This window comes from Rhizorhabdus sp. GW822-FHT03C02, from assembly GCF_058801765.1.
This window is the reverse complement of the sequence record NZ_JBXANN010000017.1, coordinates 50,588-76,043: the sequence shown is the minus strand read 5'-3', so window position 1 is coordinate 76,043 and position 25,456 is coordinate 50,588. Positions and strand designations below refer to the sequence as shown.

At 68.4% G+C, this 25,456-nt stretch carries 23 protein-coding genes; 14 read left to right on the top strand and 9 right to left on the bottom strand.

Annotation, left to right across the window (positions count from 1 at the left end):
• Positions 1–4: 4 nt before the first annotated feature.
• On the bottom strand, positions 5–1,159 hold the full coding sequence (locus tag AC1RM6_RS27880) for an EscU/YscU/HrcU family type III secretion system export apparatus switch protein (protein ID WP_493107440.1): 1,155 nt from the start codon (positions 1,157–1,159) through the stop codon (positions 5–7).
• Positions 1,160–1,685: 526 nt separating this feature from the next.
• Here AC1RM6_RS27880 and AC1RM6_RS27875 point away from each other — a divergent pair.
• Genes AC1RM6_RS27875 through AC1RM6_RS27820 form a run of 12 tightly spaced genes read left to right on the top strand, consistent with a single transcriptional unit; the run spans position 1,686 to position 12,446 of the window.
• Positions 1,686–2,396: a lytic transglycosylase domain-containing protein gene (locus AC1RM6_RS27875; RefSeq protein ID WP_493107438.1), complete on the top strand. Its 711-nt coding sequence runs from the start codon at positions 1,686–1,688 to the stop codon at positions 2,394–2,396.
• A gap of 11 nt (positions 2,397–2,407) precedes the next feature.
• Positions 2,408–4,387 (top strand): FHIPEP family type III secretion protein, encoded by a 1,980-nt coding sequence (locus AC1RM6_RS27870; RefSeq protein WP_493107437.1) that lies wholly within the window; start codon positions 2,408–2,410, stop codon positions 4,385–4,387.
• A 20-nt stretch (positions 4,388–4,407) separates the two neighbouring features.
• On the top strand, positions 4,408–6,231 hold the full coding sequence (sctC, locus tag AC1RM6_RS27865) for a type III secretion system outer membrane ring subunit SctC (RefSeq protein ID WP_493107435.1): 1,824 nt from the start codon (positions 4,408–4,410) through the stop codon (positions 6,229–6,231).
• Entirely contained in the window at positions 6,228–7,352 is a 1,125-nt protein-coding gene (locus AC1RM6_RS27860; protein ID WP_493107433.1) for a SctD/MshK family protein, read from the top strand. Before sctC ends, AC1RM6_RS27860 begins: the two co-directional genes overlap by 4 nt.
• A gap of 42 nt (positions 7,353–7,394) precedes the next feature.
• Positions 7,395–7,706: a hypothetical protein gene (locus AC1RM6_RS27855; protein WP_493107431.1), complete on the top strand. Its 312-nt coding sequence runs from the start codon at positions 7,395–7,397 to the stop codon at positions 7,704–7,706.
• Positions 7,707–7,717: 11 nt separating this feature from the next.
• The gene (locus AC1RM6_RS27850) at positions 7,718–8,119 is read left to right on the top strand and encodes a hypothetical protein (protein WP_493107430.1); all 402 of its coding nucleotides are present in this window, start codon (positions 7,718–7,720) and stop codon (positions 8,117–8,119) included.
• A gap of 31 nt (positions 8,120–8,150) precedes the next feature.
• Positions 8,151–8,903 carry a type III secretion system inner membrane ring lipoprotein SctJ gene (gene sctJ, locus AC1RM6_RS27845; RefSeq protein ID WP_493107428.1) on the top strand — a complete coding sequence of 251 codons (753 nt, stop codon included), beginning with the start codon at positions 8,151–8,153 and terminating at the stop codon, positions 8,901–8,903.
• A complete protein-coding gene (locus tag AC1RM6_RS27840) occupies positions 8,900–9,403 on the top strand; it encodes a hypothetical protein (RefSeq protein WP_493107426.1) in 504 nt (167 codons plus the stop codon). Before sctJ ends, AC1RM6_RS27840 begins: the two co-directional genes overlap by 4 nt.
• On the top strand, positions 9,400–10,011 hold the full coding sequence (locus AC1RM6_RS27835; RefSeq protein WP_493107424.1) for a FliH/SctL family protein: 612 nt from the start codon (positions 9,400–9,402) through the stop codon (positions 10,009–10,011). Before AC1RM6_RS27840 ends, AC1RM6_RS27835 begins: the two co-directional genes overlap by 4 nt.
• A complete protein-coding gene (locus AC1RM6_RS27830; RefSeq protein WP_493107423.1) occupies positions 10,001–11,344 on the top strand; it encodes a FliI/YscN family ATPase in 1,344 nt (447 codons plus the stop codon). Before AC1RM6_RS27835 ends, AC1RM6_RS27830 begins: the two co-directional genes overlap by 11 nt.
• Entirely contained in the window at positions 11,341–11,799 is a 459-nt protein-coding gene (locus AC1RM6_RS27825; protein ID WP_493107421.1) for a hypothetical protein, read from the top strand. The genes AC1RM6_RS27830 and AC1RM6_RS27825 overlap by 4 nt, the downstream gene beginning before the upstream one ends.
• The gene (locus AC1RM6_RS27820; protein ID WP_493107419.1) at positions 11,796–12,446 is read left to right on the top strand and encodes a hypothetical protein; all 651 of its coding nucleotides are present in this window, start codon (positions 11,796–11,798) and stop codon (positions 12,444–12,446) included. The genes AC1RM6_RS27825 and AC1RM6_RS27820 overlap by 4 nt, the downstream gene beginning before the upstream one ends.
• On the opposite strand, the gene AC1RM6_RS27815 is transcribed toward AC1RM6_RS27820, so the two are convergent.
• Positions 12,443–12,844, bottom strand: a complete 402-nt coding sequence (locus AC1RM6_RS27815) for an SGNH/GDSL hydrolase family protein (RefSeq protein WP_493107417.1) — start codon at positions 12,842–12,844, stop codon at positions 12,443–12,445. The two genes, AC1RM6_RS27820 and AC1RM6_RS27815, sit on opposite strands and share 4 nt — an antisense overlap.
• A 220-nt stretch (positions 12,845–13,064) precedes the next feature.
• On the opposite strand from AC1RM6_RS27815, the gene AC1RM6_RS27810 reads away from it, so the two are divergent.
• Positions 13,065–14,594, top strand: coding sequence for an MDR family MFS transporter (locus AC1RM6_RS27810; protein ID WP_493107415.1), 1,530 nt, complete (start codon positions 13,065–13,067; stop codon positions 14,592–14,594).
• Here the strand turns inward: AC1RM6_RS27810 and rpe are convergent.
• From rpe to rpiA, 6 genes are all read right to left on the bottom strand, one after another.
• On the bottom strand, positions 14,591–15,259 hold the full coding sequence (rpe, locus tag AC1RM6_RS27805; RefSeq protein WP_493107413.1) for a ribulose-phosphate 3-epimerase: 669 nt from the start codon (positions 15,257–15,259) through the stop codon (positions 14,591–14,593). The genes AC1RM6_RS27810 and rpe overlap by 4 nt on opposite strands.
• Before the next feature lie 13 nt (positions 15,260–15,272).
• Entirely contained in the window at positions 15,273–16,781 is a 1,509-nt protein-coding gene (gene zwf / locus AC1RM6_RS27800) for a glucose-6-phosphate dehydrogenase (RefSeq protein WP_493107411.1), read from the bottom strand.
• Positions 16,778–17,770, bottom strand: coding sequence for a phosphogluconate dehydrogenase (NAD(+)-dependent, decarboxylating) (gene gnd / locus AC1RM6_RS27795; RefSeq protein ID WP_493107409.1), 993 nt, complete (start codon positions 17,768–17,770; stop codon positions 16,778–16,780). Before gnd ends, zwf begins: the two co-directional genes overlap by 4 nt.
• Before the next feature lie 17 nt (positions 17,771–17,787).
• Positions 17,788–20,580, bottom strand: coding sequence for a bifunctional transaldolase/phosoglucose isomerase (locus AC1RM6_RS27790; RefSeq protein WP_493107407.1), 2,793 nt, complete (start codon positions 20,578–20,580; stop codon positions 17,788–17,790).
• Positions 20,581–20,585: 5 nt separating this feature from the next.
• Positions 20,586–22,667, bottom strand: a complete 2,082-nt coding sequence (tkt, locus tag AC1RM6_RS27785; RefSeq protein WP_493107405.1) for a transketolase — start codon at positions 22,665–22,667, stop codon at positions 20,586–20,588.
• A 76-nt stretch (positions 22,668–22,743) separates the two neighbouring features.
• Positions 22,744–23,433 carry a ribose-5-phosphate isomerase RpiA gene (rpiA, locus tag AC1RM6_RS27780; RefSeq protein ID WP_493107403.1) on the bottom strand — a complete coding sequence of 230 codons (690 nt, stop codon included), beginning with the start codon at positions 23,431–23,433 and terminating at the stop codon, positions 22,744–22,746.
• A 230-nt stretch (positions 23,434–23,663) separates the two neighbouring features.
• On the opposite strand from rpiA, the gene AC1RM6_RS27775 reads away from it, so the two are divergent.
• On the top strand, positions 23,664–24,962 hold the full coding sequence (locus AC1RM6_RS27775; RefSeq protein WP_493107401.1) for a glycoside hydrolase family 130 protein: 1,299 nt from the start codon (positions 23,664–23,666) through the stop codon (positions 24,960–24,962).
• 55 nt (positions 24,963–25,017) lie between these two features.
• On the opposite strand, the gene AC1RM6_RS27770 is transcribed toward AC1RM6_RS27775, so the two are convergent.
• Positions 25,018–25,446, bottom strand: coding sequence for an OsmC family protein (locus AC1RM6_RS27770; protein WP_493107399.1), 429 nt, complete (start codon positions 25,444–25,446; stop codon positions 25,018–25,020).
• Positions 25,447–25,456: the final 10 nt, after the last annotated feature.

Below are 25,456 nucleotides of genomic sequence, written 5' to 3'. Positions count from 1 at the left end.
GCGGTCAGCCCTCCATCTTCAGTGCGGGGTCGATCGTCATGTCGGTGGTGCGCGGACCGCCTTCGTCGCGGGCCTTCTGCGCCCACAATATGATCTGGGCGATCGCCTCGAACATGTCGCGCGGGATCACCTCGTCGACGCCGGCATGTTCGTAGAGATTGCGGGCGACCTCGACATAGCGGACGATCGGCACCCCGGCCTCCTCGGCGGCCTCGCGCATCGCCTGCGCCAGCGGCCCTTCGCCCTTGCCGGTCATCACCGGGACGGGGCAGCTTTCGAGGTCGTAATCGATCGCGATCGCCAGATGGGTCGGGTTGGTGACGAGGACATTGGCCGATCGCGCCGCGCCGATCGCATTCTGGCTCGCCCATTCCTCATGGAGCTGGCGGCGGCTCGACTTGATCAGGGGGTCGCCCTCATTCTCCTTCACCTCGTCGCGGATGTCGCGCATGCTCATCCGCATCTTCTTCATGTAGCTGTGCCGCTGCCACGCCATGTCGAGCACCGCGACCATCACGAAGGTGGCGAAGGTCCACAGCAGGATCGATCGCAGGACGTCGCCGGTATAGGCGATCACCGCGGCGGCGGCCCCGCGTCCGTCGGTGGCGGCGGTCGGCAGCAACAGCGGGCCGGTCTTCTCGATGATCTCGGCGAGCGACCCGCGCAGCACCAGCCAGGTGACCAGCACAATCAGCATCGCCTTGCCCAGCGTCTTCGCCAGCTCGACCAGATTGTCCATGCTGAACATCCGCTTGAACCCTTCCATCGGGTTCATCTTGTCGAGCGAGGGCTTGATCTTCTCGAAGGTGAAGACGCCGCCGGCCTGGAGGAATTCGGTGACGACCCCGGCGAGCGCGGCAGGGATCAGGGCGATCGCGGTGATCACCAGCAGCGCGCTGACCGCGCCCCAGCCGAGCGCCGAGGCGGCACCGACGAACGGATCGCCGCGGCCGATCATCACGAAGCCCTGGTCGAACAGGCCGGCGATCCGGGTGGCGGCAAAGCCCGCGCCGAACAGCATCACCAGCAGCCAGACGAACAGCACCATCGTCGAGGTCAGATCCTTCGACTTGGCGACGTCGCCCTTCTTGCGGGCGTCGTTCAATCGCTTCGATGTCGGCTGTTCGGTCTTGTCGCCGCCGTCATTCTTGTCGGCCACTGGCATCTCCCGGGCATGAGCAGGCGCGCGCGTCGCCGAAGGGCGGACGCGCCACGCCGCATGCCGGACGATGAAAGTCCGTTACGGTTGGCCAGATGGGCAAGAACACGCCCATATGGTTCCGTTTGATCGCAAGACCCATACGCTACCAAACTGCGATCATTATCCCGATCGTCGAAAACCAAGTCAACGTCGGGATTGTGACACTATTGTCATCGCATATAGCCGAATCAACTGTGAATCCTGTGCCGTGACATAGCAAAGACCCCGATGAAATCGATGTTAACGGCTTATTGCCACTCAGGCACATATCGCGACGAATGGTGGAATTTGCGTGATGGATCGCCCGGAAAGCGCGATAAGCTGTTAAAATTCGTGGGTTGTGCTGAACGATACAGGCGCTAATCTTTTACTTCCGGACGAGAGACCGGATCGCAAGACCCGCGAGCCAAATGCATGACAAGGTCGGCGTAGCGTCGGCGCGGAAGCGTCGTCCTTGCCCGATGCCAATGCAGGAGCGGATGACATGTGCGATGCTGTACGCGGAAAGACCAACATCTTGCTCGCCCGGCTGGTTCCGGCGATTATCCTCGCCACATCGCCCTTTTCGCCCGTCTGGGCGCTGAATTGCGGCGCCGGGCAGGTCGGCGCCAAGTTCGGCGAGGCCATTCAGCTCTGCGATGATCAGGGCGGCGGGACCCAGGGCGGCTCGACGAAGCCCCCCGCGGCGCCGGTCATCGTCGATACCCCGCAGTCGGTCTCGATCAGCATGCCGGCCAGCCAACGCCGCCCGATCCGCGCAGGCGCCCATGGCGCATTGGCCTATGGTTCGCCGGCCAATGCCGGGCTGATCGGTGCGGTCGCGCAGCATTACCGGATCGATCCGCATCTGCTCGGCGCGATGGTCCGTGCGGAATCGGGCGGGCGGATGGGGGCGGTATCGTCGAAGGGCGCGCTCGGCCTGATGCAGGTGATGCCCGCGACCGCGCGCAGCATGGGGGTGAGCGACCCCGATGCGCTGCTGCGCGATCCCGCGCTCGCGCTCGCCACCGGCGCCGCCTACCTCAAGACGCTGCAGGCCCGGCTCGGCAACAATGTGCCGCTGGTGGTCGCCGCCTATAATGCCGGCCCCGGCGCGGTCACCCGCGCCGGCATGCGCGTTCCCGCCTATCGCGAGACCCAGGCCTATGTCGGCCGGGTCCTGACCAGCTACGCCGCCGCGCGCGCGACCCGCTGAGGAGCCGATCGATGAGCATCCAGCGCTATCTGACGTCGAGCGAGGTCACCCCCGTCGTCAAGCTGTCGGCGCGGCTCGCCGATATCGTGCTGGTCGCGGGCGTCGTCGCGATCGTCGCGCTGATGATCCTGCCGATGCCGACGATCGTCATCGATCTGCTGGTCGGGGTGAACATCACCTTCGGGGTGATGCTGCTGCTCAACACGCTCTACATCCGCGGGCCGCTCGACTTCTCGGCCTTCCCGTCGATCCTGCTGGTGTCGACGCTGTTCCGGCTCGCGCTGTCGATCGCGACCACCCGGATGATCCTGATCGACGGCCATGCCGGCCATATCATCCAGACCTTCGGCAAGATGGTGGCGGGCGGCAATCTGGTCGTCGGCCTCGTCGTCTTCCTGATCATCACCGTGGTCCAGTTCATCGTCATCGCCAAGGGCGCCGAGCGCGTCGCCGAGGTCGCGGCGCGCTTCAGCCTGGACTCGATGCCGGGCAAGCAATTGTCGATCGACAGCGATCTGCGGTCGGGGCTGATCGACAAGGACGAAGCGCGCCGCCGCCGCCGGGTGCTCGAGCAGGAGAGCAAGCTCCACGGCAGCCTCGACGGAGCGATGAAGTTCGTGAAGGGCGATGCGATCGCCTCGATCGTGATCGTCGTCGTCAACCTCATCGGTGGTCTGGCGATCGGGGTGATGCAGCAGGACATGGAACTGGCTGCGGCCACCCATAAATATTCGATCCTGACGATCGGCGAGGGTCTCGTCGCGCAGATCCCGGCGCTGCTCGGGGCGATGGCGGCGGGCCTGATGGTCACTCGTTCGACCGACGAGGAAGACGGCGCCAATCTGGGCCAGGCGATCCACAGCCAGCTCACCGCCAATCCGCGGGTGCTGATCTTCGTCGGGCTGATCGCCTGGCTGATGGCGCTGGTCCCCGGTTTCCCGGCGATGGTGTTCGTGCTGCTCGGCTTCGGGGCGCTGGCGTCGGGCGCGGCGATGCACCCGCGGCTCCAGCCTTATGTCGTGCGCCACGCCGGACCGCTGCGCCGGGTGCTGCTGCGCCAGCAGGAAGCGCTGCCCGCGACGCTGGTCGCGCAGCCGCAACTGCCCAAGCCGGTGGTGCCGCTGCTGGTCGAGATCGGCGCGCGGCCGGGCGAAACCGACGCACGCGCGATCGGCGACGCGATGACGGCGATGCTCGATGCGCTCCAATATCGCAGCGGGGTGCCGCTGCCGGGGCTCGCGATCCATTTCGTCGAACCTGATGCGCTCGCCGGCTGGCGACTGCTGGTGTTCGAGGTGCCGGTCGGCACCGGAGAGAGTCTCGATCCGGCCGACATGGTCGCCGGGGTCGAGGGCCTGCTCCGCCGCCAGCTCCCGACCTTCCTCGGCGTCCAGGAGGCGGTCGGGCTGCTCAACCGGATCGGCGACGATTATCCCGAGGTCGTCAAGGAGGCGGTCCGCGCGGTACCCGCGGTCAAGATCGCCGAGATATTGCGCCGCCTCGCCGAAGAGGAAGTGCCGCTGCGCAACATGCGCGACGTGCTCGAGGGGATCACCGGCGCCGCGGCGCAGGACCGCGACCCCGCGCGCATCGCCGATCATGCGCGGATCGCGCTCAAGCGCTATCTGATCGATGCTTATGCGCGCGACGGCGCGCTGCGGGCGCTGGTCGTGTCGCCGCAGCTCGAGGCGCTGGTGCGCGAATCGACCCGGCTGATCGACGGGGTCGAGCGGCTCGCGCTCCAGCCTGACATGGCGCGCGAGCTGATCGAGACGATCGCCCGCACCGCGCAGGAGAGCGGCGCCGACATCCTCGTCACCTCGTTCGAGGCGCGCCGCGCGATCCGCAAGCTGATCGAGCCGCTGCTGTTCGACCTGCCGGTGCTTTCGTTCAACGAACTTTCCACCACCGTGCGTTTCGACGTGCGCGGCGAGATAGGGCTGCCCTCGCAAGGGGCACTCGCCGAACCGGCAGCGATCGCCGCCGAATGACAACAGGAGAACCATCCCCCGTGAAATCGATCCAGCGCGCCTTGATCCTTTCCGCCGCCGCGACCGTCGGCATCCTCGACGCGGGGGCGCCGCTGGCGGCCGCGCCGCTGCCCGCCGCGCAGGAGCAGGTGTCGATCGTCGCCCGCGATCAGCCGATCGCCGCCTTCGTCCGCGACCTGTTCTCGCGGGTCGGCCAGCCGGTGGTGACCAGCGGGTCGATGACCGGCACCGTCAACGGCAGCTTCAACGGCACCGCGTCGAAGGTCTTCGCCGACGTCGCCAAGGCGTTCAACCTGGTCGGCTATTATGACGGGGCCGCGGTCTACGTCTATTCGGCCAATGAACTCACCGTGCAGACGCTGCCGGTGGGCCAGGCCAATGCCGCGCGGGTGATGCGCCAGGTCGCGGCGCAGCGGCTGGCCGATCCGCGCAATTTGGTGCGCGCCTCGGGCGACGGCAGCCTCGTCGCCAGCGGGACCCCGCGCTTCGTCGAGCAGGTGTCGGCGCTGGCGCAGGGCGGCGGCGGTGGTACCGCGCGCGGCGGGTTCGGGGGGCTCGGCCCGCGGCTCGATTATGGCACCAGCAGCTCGCAGTCGCTCGAATTCCGGGTCTTCTACCTGCGCTATGCGCGTGCCGAGGACACCACCGTCGCCGCCGGCGGGCGCGAGGTCACCGTGCCCGGCCTCGCGACGATCATCCAGAATCTCGTGCTCGACCAGCGCCCCGGCAACCAGCCGACCTTCGGATCGCGCCCGGTCCGCCAGAGCCAGCCGCGGCTCAAGGGGCTGGGGCTCGATGCGGTCACCCCCAATGCCCAGCAGACCCCGCTGCTCGGCATGGCGCCCGGCGGCCTCTATCCGGCGAGCAGCGACGCGGGTGTCCTCGGCGGCGACGGCGGTTCGCCGCTGACCGGCGACATCGTCCGGATCCAGGCCAATCCCTACACCAATTCGGTGATCGTCCGCGACGTGCCCGAGCGAATGGCCTCCTATGACTCGCTGATCCGCGCGCTCGACGTCGAACCCCAGCTCGTCGAGATCGAGGCGACGATCATCGACATCAACACCGACAAGATGCGTCAGCTCGGGATCAACTGGCGCTTCGGCTCGGGCGGCTTCGGCGCGTTGTTCGGCGACGGCACCACCAACGACCTGCGGTTGCTGCCGACCCCGGGATCGCGCCGCGACAATGTCTCGAACATCACCCCGCAGGCGGCCGGCGGCACGATCTCGACGATCATCGGCAGCCAGCGCGAATTTCTCGGCCGGATCACCGCGCTCGAAGAAAAGGGCGCGGCCCGGGTGGTTTCGCGGCCGCAGGTGATGACGCTGTCGAACATCGAGGCGGTGTTCGACCGTACCCGCACCTTCTACGTCCGCGTCGCCGGCCGCGAGGAGGTCGACCTGTTCAACGTCACCGCCGGCACCGTGCTTCGGGTCAATCCACATGTCTTCCGCGATCATGACCAGACCCGGATCCGCGTGCTCGTCAACATCGAGGACGGCAGCATCAGCCCGACCTCGCTGGTCGAGAACATCCCGATCGTCGAACGGTCGAGCGTCGCCACCCAGGCGATGGTGCTCAACGGCGAGAGCCTGCTGCTCGGCGGGATGACGGTCGACGAGGATGTCGACAATGTCTCGAAGGTGCCGCTGCTCGGCGACATTCCGCTGCTCGGCAATCTGTTCAAGACCAGGTCGAAGCAGCGCGGCCATACCGAGCGTCTGTTCCTGATCACCCCGCGGCTGGCGACATTGTCCGAACGGGTCGGTCCCGTGACGGTGTCGAGCACCACCGAAGCCGCGCAGCCCTTCATGGCGAAACCTGCGGAGAAGAGCCAATGAGCGAGGATGGCACCCCCGTCCTGCGCGTCCTCAACGGGCGCCTGGCCGGGACCGAGAAGCAATTGCCGCCCAGCGGAACGCTGTCGATCGGCTATCAATATTGGCAGGACGTGGTGATCCGCGATCCGGTCGCCAAGGGCGTCGCGCTCGATCTGTCGATCGATCCGTCGGGCGCCGCGCAGATCGCGGTGCTGAGCGGCAGCGCGACCTTGCTCGGGTCGCCGGTCGAGGCCGGCCATTCGGTGCTGCTGCCGCCTTATGTCCCCTTCGCGATCGGCGGGATCGCGCTCGCCTGGGGCGATCCGGCGAGCGCACGCTGGGGCGAGGCCGGTGGCCTCGCCGTCGCGATCCCGACCCCGCCGGCACCGCCACCGACGATCGGCGACCAGGCGATGACGATGATCGGCAAGATCGGTGACAAGGCCGGCGACCTGCTGACAGGCTGGCGGCTCGCCGCGCTCGGCGGCGGCGCGGTGCTGCTCGCGGCGGCGAGTGCTGCCGGTCCGACGATGGATGCGCTGGGCTTCCGCCCCGATCGCGCGTCGCGGGTCGAACGCGCGCTCGACGAGGTCGGGCTCGGCCAGCTCCAGGCGACCAACAGTCCCGCGACCGGCGGGGTGATCGTCAGCGGGGTGGTCGGGGTCGACGGCGATCGCCGCAAGGTCGAGGAGGTGCTGCGGTCGGCCTATATTCCCGGCCAGGTCGACGTCCAGACCAGCAAGGACCTCGCCGAGGCCAGCGCCGACGTCGCGCGTATCCATGGGCTCCAGGCGACCGCCCGGCCGATCGGCCATGCCAGCGTCGAGCTGCGCACCACGCCCTTGTCGTCGGACGAGCGCGAGAAGCTGGTCCATGCGGTCAAGGCCGACGTCCAGGACGTCCAGCAGGTGGTCGTGCGCGACGATCTGATGCCCGAGGACAACATACCCGTGCGCACCGTCGCCGACGCGACCAAGAAGGTGTCGACCGTCGTCGCGGGGGACCCTGCCTATATCCAGACCGCCGACGGCGCCCGCTATTTCGCAGGCGCGATGATGCCGAGCGGCCATCGGCTGGTCGGCATCGAGGGCAATGACGTGCTGCTCGAAAAGAACGGGCACGAGACCCGGCTGAGCTTCTGAACGACCACCCATCCCAGTGCAAGTTGAGCAAGGAGAAGCGAGATGACCAACACCACCGTCACCAGCGGCCTCGGCATGATGGCCGCGACCCCGCTGACCAGCAGCCGCCTGAACAAGGGCGACGGACCCGGCACCTGGTTCGAGGCGCTCGCCGACGCCTGGGGCCAGACCCTCGACGGCCAGGCGCAGCGGATCGAGCAGATGTCGGACACGATCAGCGCGGGATCGGACAATCCGTCGCAGATCACCAAGCTGACCACCGAATCGTTGCGGATGAGCTTCATGGCGAACAGTTCGTCGAGTTCGATCGACAGCGTCGGCAAGGCGCTCGAGACGATGGCGCGCAAGGGCTGAGGGAGGACATCATGTCGATCGACGCCATCGCGGCGGCGGGGATGTCCCCCGCCGCCCAGCCGCTCCAGCAGGAGCTGCAGACGATCCAGGCCGGTCCTTCGGCCTCGGTTGCCGACATCACCAGCTTCCAGGGGTCGCTGAGCGCCGCCGCCAGTCCGCAGGTCGGAGGGCCCGACGCGCTCGATCCGGCGGTCAAGGCGATGTTCACACAGCTCGAAAAGGTCAATGGCGAGGCGCGCAACGTGTCGGCCTATGCCCAGGCCGCATCAGCCAAGGGCACCGAGATGACCCCGGGCGAGGTCGTGCAGCTCACGATGCGCTGCCACGAGTTCATGTTCCACTGCCAGCTGACCTCGAACATCGCCAACCGCACGTCGGACGGCATCCAGCAGCTTTTCCGCCAGCAGTCCTGACCGGACCGTTCGCGGACGAAGGAGAGACGCCATGGATAACCTGGGCAAGCGCATCCGGCCGATCCTGATCGGATTGTGCATAGCGCTGGCGGGCTGCGGCAAGGCCGAGCTCTACAGCAAGCTGTCCGAGCCGCAGGCCAACGAGATGATCGCGGTGCTGCAGGCCGCCGGCATATCGGCGAGCAAGCAGGACGAGGGCGAGGCCGGCTGGACGATCGCGACCGGGCAGGGCGATTTCTCGAAGGCGGTCGAGGTGCTCCACGCCCAGGGCTATCCGCGCGAGGACTTCGCGACGCTCGGCACCGTGTTCAAGAAGGAAGGCTTCGTCTCGTCGCCGACCGAGGAGCGCGCGCGGCTGGTCTATGGCCTCAGCCAGGAATTGTCGCACACCATTTCGCAGATCGACGGGGTGGTGCAGGCGCGGGTCCACCTCGCCTTGCCGCAGAACGAGCCGCTCGCCGATGCGCAGCGCCCGTCGTCGGCGTCGGTGTTCATCAAATATCGGCCCGGCGCCAATATCGACGCGCAGGTCGGCAAGGTGAAGGCGCTGGTCGTCAATTCGATCGAGGGGCTGAGCTACGACAATGTCTCGGTCGAAACCTTCCCGGCGCAACCGCTGCCGGGCGCGCAGGCCGGCAATGGCAGTGGCGTGGTCGCGGCGAGCCTGACCGCGCTGGCGATCCCGATCGGGGTGCTGATCCTCGCCTTCCTCGCCTATCCGGGCTTCCGTCGCTGGCACCAGCGCCGCCGGGCGATCGTCCGGCGCGAAGGAGGCGGGGCATGACCGGCGCCGAGAAACGCCGCGCGCTCGCCGCGATCGGCTGCGACCTCGCCGCGCGCGACGGTGGGCCCGCCGAACGCCGCGCCGCCGGGCTGTTGCGCCGGTTGGGCGGCGCCGACGAGCCGCGGATCGACTTCGCCGATCTCGAAACCGCGCCGGGCTGGTTGCGGCTGCCGCGCGCGGCGCGCCAGCGCATCGCCCAGCGCACCGCGCTGTTCGCCTTCGCCCCGGCGCTGGCGCGGTCGATCGACGGCGCCTGGCTCGGCGCCTATGCCGCGGTGGCGGGCGAGGAGGCGGTCGACTGGGCGATCGAGCGTGCCGATCGTGCGCCCGCCGGGATCGATCCGGTCGCCGCCCCCGATCTCACCGCACAGGGCTTCGCGATGCTGCGCGCGACCTTGCCCGAACGGCTGCGTTCGCTGCTCGACGCCACGCCGTCGGCCCCGTGCGGCCCGGAGGTCGCGTCGGCCTGCCTGATCGCGGTGCTGGAGGATGCGCGATGAGCTTCATCGTTCTTCACGCCGACCGCGCCGCGACGCTGGTCGCCGACGATCCGGTGGTCCCCGCCACCGAATTGCGCCTGGTCCAGAGCGCGATCGGGCTGTTCGGCGAGGCGGGGGCGCTGCGATCGGACATCGCTGGCCAGGTCGAGGCGGCGCGTAGCGCGGCGCATGACGAAGGCTTCGCCGCGGGCATGGCCGCCGGGCGCGCCGCCGCCGAGGCCGAACTGCGCGCCGAACTGTTCCGGCTGGCGATCCGCGACGGCGAGGAACGCCGCCGGCACCAAAGCGAGATCGGCGCACTGGCGATCGAGGTGGTCCGGCGGGTCGCCGGCGAGATCGGCGAACCCGCCTTCGTCGCGGGGCTGGCCGACCGCGCCGCGGCGCTGGTCGCACCCGATGCCGCCGCCACGGTCCGGGTGCCGCCGGCCGCGGTCGAGGCGGTGCAGGCGCGGCTGGTCGACCGGCCGACGTTCAAGGTCGAGGCCGATCCGGCGCTCGACGGTACCGACTGCGTCGTCGAGACTGCGCTGGGGCATACCCATGCCGGGCTCGAGACCCAGCTTGGCCAGATCGATGTCGCTTGGCGGGAGGCCGGCCGTGGCGAATGACACGCTGCTCGATCCCCCCGCAACGCCGGCCGTCGACGGGCTGCTCGACAGCCTGCGCCGCGCGACCACGGTCGAACGGCGCGGCCGGCTGGTCGAGGCGATCGGCACCACGCTCAAGGTCACCGGCATCGACGCGCGGATCGGCCAGGTCTGCGAGCTGATCGAACCGGCGACCGGCCAGTCGGTGCCCGCCGAGGTGATCGGCATCGTCGGCACCGCGGCGATCCTCACCCCGCTCGCCGATGTGCGCGGGCTTTCGGCCGATGCCGAGGTGATCGTCCGGCGCGGCGAGGAGGATGTGCCGTTCGGCGACGCGCTGCTCGGGCGGGTGCTCGACGGACGCGGAGCGCCGATCGACGGGCTCGGGCCGATCCCCGAACATCTCGCGCGCCGCCCGCTCCATGCGCCGGCGCCCCAGCCGATGGCGCGCGCGCTGATCGACACCCCGCTCGAAACCGGGGTGCGTGCGATCGACACGCTGCTGACGGTCGGCGCCGGCCAGCGCATCGGCATCTTCGCGGCGGCGGGCGGCGGCAAGTCGACCCTGCTCGGCATGCTCGCGCGCTTCGCCGCGGCCGAGGTGATCGTGATCGCGCTGATCGGCGAACGCGGCCGCGAGGTGCGCGAGTTCATCGAGGACAGCCTCGGCAATGACGGGCTCGCGCGATCGGTGATCGTGTGCGCGACCTCGGACCGGCCGGCCATGGAGCGGGTGCGCGCCGCGCATCATGCGACGGCGATCGCCGAGGGGTTTCGCGCGCAGGGGCGCAAGGTGCTGCTGCTGATGGACTCGGCGACCCGCTATGCCCGCGCGCTGCGCGAGATCGGGCTGGCGGCCGGCGAGCCGCCGGTGCGGCGCGGTTTCCCGCCGTCGGTGTTTGCCGAACTGCCGCGGCTGTTCGAGCGCGCCGGCACCGATGCTTATGGCTCGATCACCGGGATCTATACCGTGCTGATGGAGGATGAGGACAATAGCGATCCGGTCGCCGAAGAGGTCCGCTCGATCCTCGACGGCCATATCATCCTGTCGCGCAAGCTCGGCGCCGCCGGTCATTATCCGGCGATCGACGTGTTGGGCAGCCTCAGCCGGCTGTTCCCGCGGCTCGCCGATGCCGATCACCGCACCGCGGCGACGCGGGTGCGCGCGCTGATGGCGAAACATGCCGACATCGAATTCCTCGTCCAGGTCGGCGAATATAAGCATGGCACCGACAGCGTCGCCGACAAGGCGATCGCATCACGCGCCGAGATCGAGGCGCTGTTGCGCCAGGAGGCGCATCATCGCGAACCGATGGCGACTTCGCTGATGCTGCTGCGCGGGGTCGGGACATGAGCGTGGAGCGCCACCAGCAGGCGCGGCTGCTCGTTCGGTTGCGCGAGGCGCGGATGGCGGGCGCGACCCGCGCGCTCGCGGCCGCGCGCACCGCGTCCGAGGCCGCCGACGATGCGCTTGTCGAGGCGACCGGCTGCGCGCAGGCCGCCGATACCGCGCTCGACGAGGATCGGATGCGGCTAGGCGCCGATCTCGGCAACGCGCCGACCCGGCTTGCGCTGGTCGAACGATCGTTGTTCGCGCAGGCCGTCGCGCGCAGCGCCGCCAACGACGCCGCCGAGGCACTGCGCTTGTGTCAGGTGGCCGAGGACGAACGACGCCATGCGATGATCCGCGCCCGTGCGCGCCATGCGGTGCTCGCCGATCATAGCGCGGCGCTTCACCGCCGGATCGAGGCGCAGCGCGAGGAACAGGCGGCGGCCGAGATCGACGACAGCCGGAGGAGGCGAGGGTGACGACCAGCGGATCGACGATAGCCGGCAGCCGGCCACCTGCGGCGCAACCGCGCGGCGATGCGCGCGCGGGCGGCAAGCCCCAGCCGAACCCCAACGACGTCCATGCGATGGCCGACGCCTTCGCCGCGGCGCGGCGCCAGCAGCCTGGCGGGCTGCAGGGCAAGACGACGAAGCAGGGGCTGGCGGCGCTCAAGGGCGAGGCCGAGCGGGCGGCGGCACGCGCCGGCGACCATGGCGCTGCCGCCGAGTTCGAGGCGCTGACCGGCAGTTCGCGCCAGGATCGCGACGGATCGCAGGCCGGGCAGGGGATGGCGCTCGCCGGACAGGCGGGCGCACCGGTGCCGATGCCGATCCCCGATGCGCCGGCGCCGCATGTCGATCCGGCCGCCTTCGCCCAGCTGATGGCGCAGCTCTGGCTGCGCGAGCGCGAGAAGGGCGCCAAGGAGGTGCGGGTCGAATTCGGTCGCTCGACCTGGCCCGCGACCGGCGCCCGGATCGTCCGCAACGCCGATGGCGTGCTCGACATCGACCTGATGGTGAACGATGGCGGCGTGGCCAATGGCGACGGGCTCGCCGACCTGCGCGATCGCCTGTCCGCGCGCGGGCTGGCGATCGGGACGGTCAAGATCTCGGGGGAGGCGGTTTAGCGGGGTAGCGCCGCCGCCAGCGCGCGATAGCTCGCCGGGTGGATGCCGTCGCGGCTGCCGAAGCGCGCGAGGTCGACGATATCGTCGCCGAAGCGGAAGGCGACCTGGGTCACCGAATAGGCCGCACGCCGGTCATAGGGCAGGATCCAGATCACCCGCGACCGCCCCATCGCGCTGCGCGTGCGCAGCAGATTGGCGTCGAGCCCGGCGCCGCGCCGGTCGTTGGTGCCGGTCGAGACGATCGCCACCGGATATTGCCCCGCACGCGCCATTTGCGGGCCGAGCTCGGCCGAGGTCGCGCCGACCCGCGCAGCCAGCGCGCAGATCGGTCCGGCGGCATTGAGCACCCCGGCGATCCCCACCGCGATGCTATCGCCGAGCAGCAGGCAGTCGGGCATGGCGGCTCGATTCTCCCGGGGGCAGCGGTCGGGGACGGGCTTGTCCCAACCGCCCAACGCAGCGAATGTCCGGCGGTTTCCATTCGGTAACCCATTGCCTATAGGGAAATCGTCACGGCACGTTCGCGCGACAGATGGACGGCCCGATATCGGAGAGCCGTCCTTCCTCGCGCACCAGAAAGCCGCTTATGCCCTTCCTTCCGATCCCTGACGAGGCCCGATGCTGAGGCCGCGGCGGCGGGGCATAGCCTCGGTCAACGCCGAGGTCCGCGACGGCATCGTCCCGGCGGCCGGCGCGCTGGCGCAGGTCAGCGATCCCGGCCCGCCGGTATCGAGCGCCAATTACCGGCTGGTCGCGCTGATCATCGCCTGCGCGCTGTTCATGGAGTTCGTCGACGCGACGGTGCTGGCGACGGCGCTGCCGACGATGGCGCGCGATTTCGGGGTGCGCCCGCCGCAGATGAGCATCGCGCTCACCTCCTATCTGCTCGCGCTGGCGATCTTCATCCCGGCGTCGGGATCGCTCGCCGACCGGTTCGGATCGCGCACCATCTTCCGGCTGGCGATCCTGCTGTTCATGCTCGGCAGCATGTTGTGCGGCGTCGCGCCGACGCTCGAGGTGATGGTCGTCGCACGCTTCGTCCAGGGAATCGGCGGGGCGATGATGATCCCGGTCGGCCGCCTCGTGCTGCTGCGATCGGTGGCCAAGCATGATCTGGTCAATGCGATGTCGTGGCTGCTGGTGCCCGCGATGATCGGCCCGATCATCGGCCCGCCGCTCGGCGGATTCATCGTCACCTTCCTCGACTGGCGCTGGATCTTCTACATCAACCTGCCGATCGGGATCATCGGCTTCGGGCTGGTCGGCCGCTTCATCGCCGACATCAAGGAGGACAGGCCGGCGCCGTTCGACCGCGCCGGTTTCGTGCTCAGCGGCCTGTCGCTCGGCTGTCTGCTGTTCGGGTTCGAGATGGTGAGCCGTCCGGGCGAAGGTCTCGTCGCCGCCGCGCTGGTGGCCGCGGGCCTCGTCGCCGGGATCGTCTATGTCCGCCATGCGCGCGGTCGCGAGGGCGCGATACTCGATCTGTCGCTGATGCGCGACGAAACCTTCCGCCTGTCGGTGATCGCCGGGTCGATCACCCGCATCACCCAGGGCGCGCAGCCCTTCCTGCTGCCGCTGATGATGCAGATCGGTTTCGGCTTCTCGGCGGCGCGCAGCGGCACGATCACCGTCGCGGTGTCGATCGGGTCGCTGGCGATGAAGGGGGTGGCGCCGCGGGTGCTGCGCCGGTTCGGTTTCCGCCGGACGCTGGTGTGGAACGGGATCATCGCCACGCTCGGCTATGCCTTATGCGGCTTTTTCCGGCCCGACTGGCCGGTGTGGGCGATGTTCGCCGCCTTGTGCCTGTGCGGCTTCTTCATGTCGTTCCAGTTCACCGCCTACAACACGATCGCCTATGACGGGGTCGACAAGCGCCAGATGAGCAGCGCGACCGCCTTTTATTCGACCTTCCAGCAGTTGATGCTGTCGCTGGGCATCTGCATCGCGGCGATCGCGCTGCATCTGGCGACCGTCGTCAACGGCCATGCGACGCCCTCGCTGCAGGATTTCTCGATCGCCTTCTGGGTGGTGACGGCGCTGTCGCTGAGCGCGACCTGGTGGAACCTGAAATTCGCGGCGGATGCCGGTGCCGAGATCAGCGGTCATGGCGCGAACGTCGAAGAGGCGGAAAAGACGCTCGTCGGCTAGCCTGCCGCGGCCCGGATATCGGCGATCGCCTTCGCATAGTCGCCGGCGCCGAAGATCGCGGTGCCGGCAACGATGATGTCGGCGCCGGCCTCCACGGTCGAGCGCACCGTATCGGGGTCCTGGCCGCCATCGACCTCGATATGCGGATCGAGCCCGCGTTCGGCGCAGAGCCGGCGGAGGTCGGCGATCTTGGGGAGCATCTCGGGCAGGAAGGCCTGGCCGCCGAAGCCGGGATTGACCGTCATCACCAGCACGATGTCGACGAGGTGAAGGACATGGTCGATCCAGGCGATCGGGGTCGCCGGATCGATGACGACCCCGGGACGACAGCCCAGTTCGCGAACCTGGCTGAGCACCCGGTGAAGGTGAACGGTCGATCCTGGTTCGGCCTGGACCAGCAGATGGTCGGCGCCGGCGTCACGATAGCGCGCGAGCGAGCGTTCGGGCTCGACCACCATCAGATGGACGTTGAGCGGCCTGGCGGTGCTGCGCCGGATCGCCTTGACGACATTCGGCCCGAACGAGATGTCGGGGACGAAGCGGCCGTCCATGATGTCGACATGGATCCAGTCCGATCCGGCCGCATCGACCGCGCGCACCTCCTCGCCGAGCCGGGTGAAGTCGGCGGCGAGCACCGATGCGGCGATCTTCACCGGGCGGGTCATCCGTGCGCTACCATCAGCCGAGATCGTGCCAGTGGCGCCCGTCGCGCTCGATCAGCGCGTCGGCCGCCGCGGGGCCGGCGCTGCCCGCGGCATAATCCTCGGGCTCTCCGGCCTTGCCCCAGGCATCGAGCACCGGCTGCACCGCCGCCCAGCCGGCCTCGATCATGTCGGCGCGCTGGAATAGCGTCTGGTCGCCGATCAGCGCGTCGTAGAGCAAGGTTTCATAGCCGGTGCGGTGGCCGAGCGGGAAATGGTCGGCATAATGGAAATCGAGGCTCGCCTCGCGCGTCTCGACCAGCGGCCCCGGTTTCTTGACGATGAAGTCGAGGCTGATCCCCTCGTCGGGCTGGACCTGCAGGACGAGCTTGTTGGGGGGCAGCCGCGCGACGTCGGTGCCGCGGAACAGCGCCGGCGGCACCGGCTTGAAGGTCACGACGATCTCGCTGTCGCGGGCCGTAAGCGCCTTGCCGGTGCGCAGATAGAAGGGGACGCCGGCCCAGCGCCAGGTGTCGACCTCGAGCCGGATCGCGGCATAGGTCTCGGTGCGGCTGTCGGCGGCGACCTCATCCTCCTTGCGGTAATCCTTCACCTTCGCGTCGCCGGCCTTGCCTGCCCGATAGCGTCCGCGCGCCGCCTGGGTGGCGACCTGGTCGGGTTCGGGGCCGCGCACCGCGGCGAGCAGCTTGGCCTTCTCGTTGCGGATCGCCTCGGCGTCGAAGCTGTTCGGCGGCTCCATCCCGACCATCGCCAGCAACTGGAACAGATGGTTGGGGATCATGTCGCGCAGCGCGCCGGTCGCGTCGTAGAATTTGCCGCGGGTGCCGACCCCGACGGTCTCGGCGGCGCTGATCTGGACATGGTCGATATAGCGGCTGTTCCACACCGCCTCGAGCAGCGCATTGGCGAAGCGCGCGACCATGATGTTCTGGACGGTTTCCTTGCCGAGGAAATGGTCGATCCGGTAGATTTGGCTTTCGGGGATCCGCGCGAGGATTTGCCGGTTGAGCGCCTGCGCCGAGGCGAGGTCGTGCCCGAACGGCTTCTCGATCAGGACGCGGCGGAACCCGTCCTTTTCGGTGAGCACAGCCGCATCGGCGAGGCCATCGACGATCGTCCCGAAGAAGCCCGGCGCGGTGGCGAGATAGAAGGCGGCATTGCCCTTCACCGCCTTGGCGAGCGCCTCATAGGTCGCGGCGTCCTCGAACCCGCCCTTGAGATAGGTGATCCGCTTGCGCAGCGCCTTCCACGCCGGATCGCTGGCGTCGGCGTCGGTCTTGTCGCTCTCGGCGATGAAGCTTTCGAGATTGTCGCGCAGCGCCTCGTCGTCGACGTCATGATGGCTGACCCCGAGGATGTGGAAATCCTTGCCGATCAGCCCGTCGCGCACGAGGTTGAGGATCGACGGGGTCAGCAGCCTTTTGGTGAGGTCACCCATCGCGCCGAAGATCACCAGGGTCGCGGCCGGAGCCACCTCGGCGGCGGCGACCTTGGCGGGTTCGGCCTTGCTCACGGGCTTCGTCACTGGGGCATCTCGACATGGCCGCCGAAGCCGAACCGCATCGCCGACAGCAGCTTGTCGCCGAAGGTCGTGTCGACCCGCGAGCGGTAGCGCGCGAACAGCGCAGCGGTCAGGACATTGGCGGGCACCGCTTCCTCCATCGCCGCGTCGATCGTCCACTGGCCTTCGCCGCTGTCGGCGACGCGGCCGGTGAACTGTTCGAGGTCATGGTCCTGCGCGAGGCCGATCGCGGTGAGGTCGAGCAGCCACGACGAGATCACGCTGCCGCGCCGCCACACTTCGGCGATGTCGGGGAGGTTGAGGTCGAAGCGCTCGTCCTCGGGCAGCTTCTCCGACGCCTTGCCCTTCAATATGTCGAAGCCCTCGGCATAGGCCTGCATCAGCCCATATTCGATGCCGTTGTGGACCATCTTGACGAAATGGCCGGCGCCCGCGGGCCCGGCATGGATATAGCCGCGCTCGGCGCGGTCGTCGGGCGCGTCGCGGCCCTTGGTCGGGACGATGTCGCCCTTGCCCGGCGCGAGCGTGTCGAACACCGGATCGAGCAGCGCGACAGTCTCCTGCTCGCCACCGATCATCATGCAATAGCCGCGCTCGAGCCCCCAGACGCCGCCCGAGGTGCCGACGTCGACATAATGGAGATCCTTCATCGCGCAGGATTTGGCGCGGCGGATATCGTCCTTGTAGAAGCTGTTGCCGCCGTCGATGATGATGTCGCCGGGGGAGGCGAGCTTGGTCAGCGTTGCGATCGTCTCCTCGGTCGGCGCGCCCGCCGGCAGCATCACCCAGAAGATTCGCTGGCCTCCATTTTCGGAATTGGCAAATTTGCTCACCACATCCTCGATCGAACCGGCCGCGATCGCGCCTTCGCCGGCAAGATCGCTCACCGCCTTTTCGTTGCGGTCGAAGGCGACGATCTCATGCCCGCCCTTCATCAGGCGACGTGCGATATTGGCTCCCATCCGGCCGAGGCCGATCATTGCGAGGCGCATGCGATATTCTCCGGAAATCAAGCTTTGAGAGCGGTTGCGATCAGGGTTTCGAGATGGCCGAGATCGCCATCCTTGAGATGGACGCGCAGCACCCGCTGGCCGCGCGAGGCGAGCACGTCGAGGTCGCCGCGCGCCTGCGCCAGTTGCACCGTGCCGAAGCTGGCGCGGTGGCCGGGAATGGCGAGGTCGGGATCGGGGGCGCGGGTGATCTCGATGAAGACCCCGGTCGCCGGGCCGCCCTTATAGGCCTGGCCGGTCGAGTGGAGGAAGCGCGGGCCGAAGCCGGCGACGGTCGCGACCGCCTTCGCGTCGCGGATCGCGGTGCGGATCCGCGCGATCGCCGCCTCATGATCGGCGTTGCGTTCGAGATAGGCGAGAAGGCCGAGATAGTCGCCCGCCTCGAGGCTCGCGAAGCGCGCCGCGAGGAGCGCGGCAGGGTCGGAGGACGCGAATTCGGGGTCGCCGGGGGCGAAGATCGCGAGCTTGTCGTCGGCGAACAGCGGCGTCTCGGGATCGAGCGCGCCCGATGCCTCATAGGCGTCGACGAGCTTGCGGGTGGCGATCTTGGCGTCCTCGACGTCGGGCTGGTCGAACGGATCGATGCCGATCACCGCGCCCGCCACCGCGGTCGCGATCTCCCAGCGGAAAAATTCCTGCCCGATCCGCTCGGGCGACGCGAGGTCGATCCGCACCAGCGGATGGCCGGCGCCGGCGAGCGCCTGCAGGCCGGCTTCTTCCGGATCGCCGGCCAGGTGGAGATGGACGAAGACCCGGTCGGTGCCATAGGCCTCGGGCGCGCCGAGCGGTTCGAGATCGACCGGTACGATGCCCTTGCCCTGCTTGCCGGTGGATTCAGCGATAAGCTGTTCGAGCCACGCCCCGAACGGCGCGAGGCCGGGGGAGGCGGTGATCGTCAGCTTGTCGCGGCCGGCGAGCGCGGCCTCGCCGAGGATCGCGCCGAGCCGGATGCCGGGGTTGGCGGCGGGCGGCACGTCGGCGCCGCATGCGAAGACCATCGGCGCGGTCGCGTCGTAGAAGGCGGCGACGTCGATCCCGATCACCGCCGCGGGCACCATCCCGAAGGCCGACAGCACCGAATAGCGCCCGCCGATCGCCGGATCGCCCGGGACGATATGCGCGAAGCCATCGGTCTGCGCGGTCTTTTCGAGCTTCGATCCGGGATCGGTGACCGCGACGAAATGGCCGCCCTCGCCGCCGGCCTTGTCGAAGAAGAACGACCGCAGCAGTTCGGGCTCCATCGTCGATCCCGATTTGGACGAGACGATGAACAGGGTCTTCCCCGGATCGATGACGGCGGCGACGCTGGCGATCTGGCCTGGGTCGGTGGTGTCGAGGACGTGGAGCCTGGGGCTGCCGGCGCGGCTACCGAGGATCAGCGACAGCACCTCGGGGCCGAGGCTCGATCCGCCCATGCCGAGCAGCACCGCGTCGGGATAGGCCTTCGCCTCTTCGGCGAGCGCTGTGAGCGCGGCGATATCGACCTGCTTGCCTTCGGCTGCGGCGAGCCAGCCGAGCCATTTCGCCTCATCCTTGCCGGTCCACAGGCTCGCGTCGCCGGCCCACAGGCGGCGCGACCAGCCGGCGGCGCGGGCGGCTTCGAGCCTTGCGTCGACCGCGTCGGCGAGCGCGGCGGGCAGGGTGGCGGTCATAGCGTCGAGCCGGTCGCCGAGAAAGGCGGCGCGCTTGCCCGCGACCGCGCCGAGCAGCGTGTCGGCGGCATCGGCGAACAACGTCACCCCGGCGGTCACCAGCTTCGTGGTCACATCGCCGAGATGGAGGCCGAGCTGGTGCGCTTCGGCAAGGACATGGCGGGCGCCGGCGATATCCTCGGTCAGGGTCTCGCGCACCGTGCCATGGTCGCGAAACGCGTCCATCGTCTTGGGCGGCATGGTGTTGACGGTGTCGGGGCCGATCAGGCTGTCGACATAGAGCGTGTCGGGGTAGGCCGGATCCTTGGTGCCGGTCGAGGCCCAGAGCAGCCGCTGCGGCATCGCCCCCTTCGCCTCGATCGCCAGCCAGCGCTTGGTCGCGATCAGTTCTTCATAATGGACATAAGCGAGCTTGGCATTGGCGATCGCGACCTTGCCGCGGATCGCCTTGAGATCGTCGGCATGGGCGTCGCCCGCGGCGATCCGATCGTCGATCGCCTTGTCGATCTGGGCGTCGATCCGGCTGACGAAGAAGCTGGCGACGCTGGCGATCCGGTCGACCGGCTGCCCCGCGCTCAGCCGCGCCTCGAGCCCGGCGACATAGGCCTCGGCGACCGCCTTATAGGCGTCGAGCGAAAAGAGCAGGGTGACGTTGATGTTGAGCCCGTCGGCGATGAGCTGACGGATCGCGGGCACGCCGGCCGCGGTGCCCGGCACCTTGACCATCAGATTGGGCCGGTCGACCGCCGCCCATAGCCGCCGCGCCTCGGCGATCGTCGCCTCGGTGTCGTTGGCGAGATAGGGCGAGACCTCGAGACTGACATAGCCGTCGCGGCCGTCGAGCCGATCATAGACCGGCCGCAGATCGTCGGCGGCGGCCTGGATGTCGGCGATCGCCTGCGCCTCATAGGTGTCGGTGACGCTCGCATCGCCCTTCGACAGGAAGGCGGCGAACCCGGCATCATAGGCGTCGCCCGACCCCATTGCCTTCTCGAAGATCGACGGGTTGGAGGTGACCCCGGTCAGCGCGTCCTCGGCGACGAGCTTTTTGAGGCCGCCATCGGCGAGGAATTTGCGGTCGACGAAATCGAGCCAGACGGCCTGGCCGGCGGCGTTGAGCTGCTGCAGCTTGCTTGACATTATTTCTACTTTCCAAGGAGTTCGCGCGCAACCTTGACGACATTGTCGAGGGTGAAGCCGAACTTTTCCTGCAATTTGGCGAGCGGTGCCGAGGCGCCGAAGGTCGACATGGTGATCGTCGCGCCCTCGAAACCGACATAGCGGTCCCAGCCGAGCGACCCGGCCTGCTCGACCGCGAGCCGCGCGCCGACCGACGGCGGGAAGACGCTGTTTCGATAGGCGGCATCCTGCTTTTCGAACAGATACCAGCTCGGCATCGATACCACCCGCGCCTTGATCCCGCCGGCGGCGAGCTGCTCATGCGCGGCGACGACCAGCGAGACCTCGCTGCCGGTCGCCATCAGGATGATCTCGGGATCGCCGTCCGCGGCGTCGGCGAGGACATAAGCGCCCTTTTCGAGGCCGTCGGCCGACGCATATCTGCTGCGGTCGATCGTCGGCAGCGCCTGGCGCGACAGGATCAAAGCGGTCGGTTCGTGGGTGTGGCTCAGCGCGACCTTCCAGGCGGCGGCGACCTCGTTGGCGTCGCCGGGGCGGATCGTGTCGAGCCCGGGGATCGCGCGCAATGTCGCCAGATGCTCGATCGGCTGGTGGGTCGGGCCGTCCTCGCCGACGCCGATGCTGTCATGGGTGAAGACGAAGACGACCGGGATCTCCATGATCGCGGCAAGGCGGATCGGCGCGCGCATATAGTCGGCGAACACCAGGAAGGTGCCGGTGTAGGAGCGCAGATAGCTGAGCGCCATGCCGTTGGCGATCGCGCCCATCGCATGTTCGCGCACCCCGAAATGCATGTTGCGACCGCTATAGTCGCCGGGTTCGAACGATCCGGCGCCGGGAAAGGTCAGGTTGGTCTTGGTCGATGGCGACAGGTCGGCGGCGCCGCCGATCAGCATCGGCACATGCGGCGCGATCGCGTTGATCACCTTGCCGCCGGCATCGCGCGAGGCGATCCCCTTGGCGTCGGCCGGGAAGCTGGGGATGTCGGCATCCCAGCCTTCGGCCAGCTTGCCCTGACGCAGCAGCGTGAATTCGGCGGCCTCGGTGGGGAAGGCGGCTTCGTAGCGGGCGAACAGCGCCTCCCAGGCCTCGCGGGCAGCCTTGCCGCGCGCGGAGATCGCCGCGTTGAACCCCTCGGCGACGCCGTCGGGGACGAGGAACTGAGCGTCCTCGGGCCAGCCATAGGCCTTCTTGGTCGCCTTGACATTGTCGGCGCCGAGCGCCTCGCCATGCGCCTTCTCGCTGCCCGCGCGCGGACTGCCATAGCCGATCACCGAATGGACGACGATGAAGGTCGGGCGATCGTCGGTGGCGCGGAAGCTGTCGAGCGCGGCGGCGACCGCTTTGGTGTCATTGGCGTCGTCGACATGGATGACGTTCCAGCCATAGCCTTCGAAGCGCTTGCCGACATCCTCGGTGAAGGCGAGCTCGGTCGATCCCTCGATGCTGATATGGTTGCTGTCGTAGATCCAGCAGAGGTTCGACAGCGCGAGATGGCCGGCGACCGATGCGGCTTCGCCCGAAATCCCCTCCATCATGTCGCCGTCGCCGCACAGCACATAGATGTCGTGATCGAACAGGGTGAAGCCGTCGCGGTTGTAGCGCGCGGCGAGCGCGCGCTCTGCGACCGCCATGCCGACCGAATTGCCGCAGCCCTGGCCGAGCGGGCCGGTGGTGGTCTCGACCCCGGTGGTCATGCGATATTCGGGATGGCCCGGGGTCTTCGATCCGAGCTGGCGGAATTGTTTGATGTCGTCGAGGCCGACCGCGGGCAGGCCGGTCTTGCGGCCGTCGGCGTCGATCTCCTCGATCCCGGCGAGATGGATCAGCGCATAGAGCAGCATCGAGGCATGGCCGACCGACAGCACGAAACGGTCGCGGTTGGGCCAGTCGGCGGCGGCGGGATCGGTCCGCAGATAGTCGCGCCACAGCGTATAGCCGACCGGGGCCAGCGCCATCGGCGTGCCGGGATGGCCCGAATTGGCTTTCTCGACCGCGTCGATCGCGAGGGTGCGGATCGTGTCGATGGCGAGGCGATCCGCCGATCCATCCTCATGGACGGCGCTGGTGGCGGTGGGTTCGGTCATGATGGGATCCCGGTGATGATTGTGGCGGTGCAACGATCCAGCGGCGCAAAGGCTGCCGGCGATAAAATATATCGTCTCATCCGTCGGGCGGTTTGACGCGTCGTTCCACCCGCCCGTTGTCGGCGACGATCAGCACATCGATTTCGGCGAGAAACAGCCCATGGCCGAGCATCCCGGGGATTGCCGCGATCATGGTGGCGAGGCCTTCGGGATCGGCGATCGGGCCGAAGGCGCAGTCGAGGATCTGGTTGTCCTGGTCGGTCGCGAAGGGCCGGCCGGCGGCATCGCGCCGCAGCATCGGAACTCCGCCGAGCGCGCGGACCCTGGCCTCGACGAAACCGCGCGCGAAGGGCAGGATCTCGACCGGCAGCGCCGCGTGCCCGAGCTGCGCGACCGGCTTCGAGGCATCGGCGATCGCGATCATGCGGTGCGCGGCGGCGGCGACGATCTTCTCGCGCAGCAGCGCGCCGCCGGCGCCCTTGATCGCGCGGAAGCGTGGATCGATCTCGTCGACGCCGTCGATCGCAAGATCGATCGCCGCGACATCGGCGAAATCGCGGACCGGGATGCCGGCCGCCCGCGCGGCGCGTTCGGTCGCGAGCGAGGTCGAGACCGCGTCGATCAGCAATCCTTCGGCGACGCGGCGGCCGAGCGCGGCGATCGCGAAGGCGACGGTGCTGCCGCTGCCGAGACCGACCAGCATGCCGGCCTCGACCTCGGCGACCGCGGCTTCGGCGGCGGCGCGTTTATCCTCGGCGATGGTCATGGGTTAAGGGCCTTATCTTCCTCCGTCATTCCGGGCTCGACCCGGAATCTCTGTGCCTTCTCCCCGCGGCACAAGAAGGGAGATCCCGGATTAAATCCGGGATGACGGGGTATGTCAGCGCTCATGGGACACGTCCCGGGTGACGGCGGATATTTGAGAAAACCGGTACGGCCCGAAACCGCGCGTGGCGCGTTGGCGGCGGTGTCGACACCGGCCAGCGAAGAGAGATCATGACCGCTCCATCCTATATTGCGACCTATTCCGACCTCATCCTTCGCCCCGATCCGTCGCGTACCGTGATCCGGCCGTTCGCGCCCGACGATCCGGCGGCGTTCGCGGTCGCCGATCATCCGCGGGCGCAGCGGATCGTCGACCGGGTGCTGGCATTCGACGAGACGCAGCTGGCGACGTCGCTGGCACGGCTGGAGGCGGCGCTGGCCAACCGGCACCGCAATATCGACGATCTGCTGCTGCGCCGGTTCGACGAGATCAAGGGACTGTCGGTCGATCGCGCGACGCTGACCCGCGACCATGCGCTGTTGATCGGCGCCTATTTCAGCGAGGAATATTCGTTCGAGGCGGCGGCCCTGTTCAATCCGAGTCTCGTCGCGCATCCCGACCAGACGGGCGTGGCGCCGGGTGCGATCCGGTTCGTGATGTCGCTGCGCGGGATCGGCGAGGGCCATGTCTCGTCGGTGACCTTCCGCACCGGCATCTGGTCGGCCGAGACCGGCTTCGCGATCGATGCGCCCAGCGACCAGGCGGTGCCGCCGCGGGTCGACCAACCCGAGACGCTGACCGACGATTCGGTGATCCACCTGATGTGCGACGGCAGCCGCGACGTCTCCGAAACCGTGCTGTTTCCGATGGTGCCGCGCCAGCGCCAGGGGATCGAGGATGTGCGGTTGGTGCGCTTCGTCGAGGAGGATGGCGCGGTCCGCTATTATGGTACGTTCACCGCGTTCAGCGGCGCCGTGGCGCGGTCCGAACTGCTCGAGACCAGGGATTTCCACAGTTTCACGATGCGGCCGCTGCGCGGTCCGGTCGCCGACAGCAAGGGCATGGCGCTGTTCCCGCGCCGCCTCGACGAGCGCTATGCGATGCTCGGCCGCCAGGACAACGAGAATATCTGGTTCCAGACCTCGGACGATCTCACCCATTGGGAAAACGGCACGAAGATCGTCGCCCCGCTGTGGCCGTGGGAGTCGATCCAGATGGGCAATTGCGGATCGCCGATCGAGATCGACGAGGGATGGCTGGTGCTGACCCATGGCGTCGGCATGGTCCGCAGCTATTGCATCGGTGCCTGCCTGCTCGACAAGCAGGATCCGACCAGGCTGCTCGCCCGGCTGCCGCGGCCGATGATCCATCCGAGCCCGTCCGCGCGCGACGGCTATGTGCCCAATGTCGTCTATAGCTGCGGCGGGCTGGTGCAGGACCGCACCCTGTTGCTGCCTTATGGGGTTGCCGACAATTATGCCGCCTTCGCCGAGATCGAGGTCGACGCGCTCCTCGCTGCCATGCAGTGAGCGCGTCTCCCGTCGATGGTGCTGGCGGATCATCTGCCGGCGCCGGTTCGCTGGATCAGACGAGCTTGGCTTCGAGCGAAATCTCGGCCTTGATGACCTTCGAGATCGGGCAGGCCGCCTTCACCGCGACCGCGATCTGCTGGAACTGATCGTCGTCGAGGCCGGGGATCGACGCTTCGAGGCTCAGCGCGACATGGGTGATCGAGAAGCCATCGCCATCCTGCTCGAGCGTCACCACCGCGCTGGTGTCCATCTTGTCGGCGCGCAGGCCGGCCTGTTCGAGCGCGAGCGACATCGCCATGGTGAAGCAACCGGCATGCGCCGCGCCGAGCAGTTCCTCGGGGTTCGAGCCCTTCTTGCCCTCGAAACGGCTGGCGAAGCCATAAGGATAGGCGTCGAGCGCGCCGCTTTCGGTACTGAGCGAACCGATGCCGTCCTTGAGGCCGCCCTGCCAGGCGGCCGAAGCCTTGCGATTGATCTTCATGATAGCCTTC

Bases quoted from the DNA above. Each gene is read 5' to 3' on its own strand.
- AC1RM6_RS27875 (WP_493107438.1), top strand. From the start codon at position 1,686: ATGTGCGATGCTGTACGCGGAAAGACCAACATCTTGCTCGCCCGGCTG.
- AC1RM6_RS27870 (WP_493107437.1), top strand. From the start codon at position 2,408: ATGAGCATCCAGCGCTATCTGACGTCGAGCGAGGTCACCCCCGTCGTC.
- AC1RM6_RS27860 (WP_493107433.1), top strand. From the start codon at position 6,228: ATGAGCGAGGATGGCACCCCCGTCCTGCGCGTCCTCAACGGGCGCCTG.
- AC1RM6_RS27855 (WP_493107431.1), top strand. From the start codon at position 7,395: ATGACCAACACCACCGTCACCAGCGGCCTCGGCATGATGGCCGCGACC.
- AC1RM6_RS27850 (WP_493107430.1), top strand. From the start codon at position 7,718: ATGTCGATCGACGCCATCGCGGCGGCGGGGATGTCCCCCGCCGCCCAG.
- sctJ (WP_493107428.1), top strand. From the start codon at position 8,151: ATGGATAACCTGGGCAAGCGCATCCGGCCGATCCTGATCGGATTGTGC.
- AC1RM6_RS27840 (WP_493107426.1), top strand. From the start codon at position 8,900: ATGACCGGCGCCGAGAAACGCCGCGCGCTCGCCGCGATCGGCTGCGAC.
- AC1RM6_RS27835 (WP_493107424.1), top strand. From the start codon at position 9,400: ATGAGCTTCATCGTTCTTCACGCCGACCGCGCCGCGACGCTGGTCGCC.
- AC1RM6_RS27825 (WP_493107421.1), top strand. From the start codon at position 11,341: ATGAGCGTGGAGCGCCACCAGCAGGCGCGGCTGCTCGTTCGGTTGCGC.
- AC1RM6_RS27815 (WP_493107417.1), bottom strand. From the start codon at position 12,844: ATGCCCGACTGCCTGCTGCTCGGCGATAGCATCGCGGTGGGGATCGCC.
- AC1RM6_RS27810 (WP_493107415.1), top strand. From the start codon at position 13,065: ATGCTGAGGCCGCGGCGGCGGGGCATAGCCTCGGTCAACGCCGAGGTC.
- rpe (WP_493107413.1), bottom strand. From the start codon at position 15,259: ATGACCCGCCCGGTGAAGATCGCCGCATCGGTGCTCGCCGCCGACTTC.
- gnd (WP_493107409.1), bottom strand. From the start codon at position 17,770: ATGCGCCTCGCAATGATCGGCCTCGGCCGGATGGGAGCCAATATCGCA.
- AC1RM6_RS27790 (WP_493107407.1), bottom strand. From the start codon at position 20,580: ATGTCAAGCAAGCTGCAGCAGCTCAACGCCGCCGGCCAGGCCGTCTGG.
- tkt (WP_493107405.1), bottom strand. From the start codon at position 22,667: ATGACCGAACCCACCGCCACCAGCGCCGTCCATGAGGATGGATCGGCG.
- rpiA (WP_493107403.1), bottom strand. From the start codon at position 23,433: ATGACCATCGCCGAGGATAAACGCGCCGCCGCCGAAGCCGCGGTCGCC.
- AC1RM6_RS27775 (WP_493107401.1), top strand. From the start codon at position 23,664: ATGACCGCTCCATCCTATATTGCGACCTATTCCGACCTCATCCTTCGC.
- AC1RM6_RS27770 (WP_493107399.1), bottom strand. From the start codon at position 25,446: ATGAAGATCAATCGCAAGGCTTCGGCCGCCTGGCAGGGCGGCCTCAAG.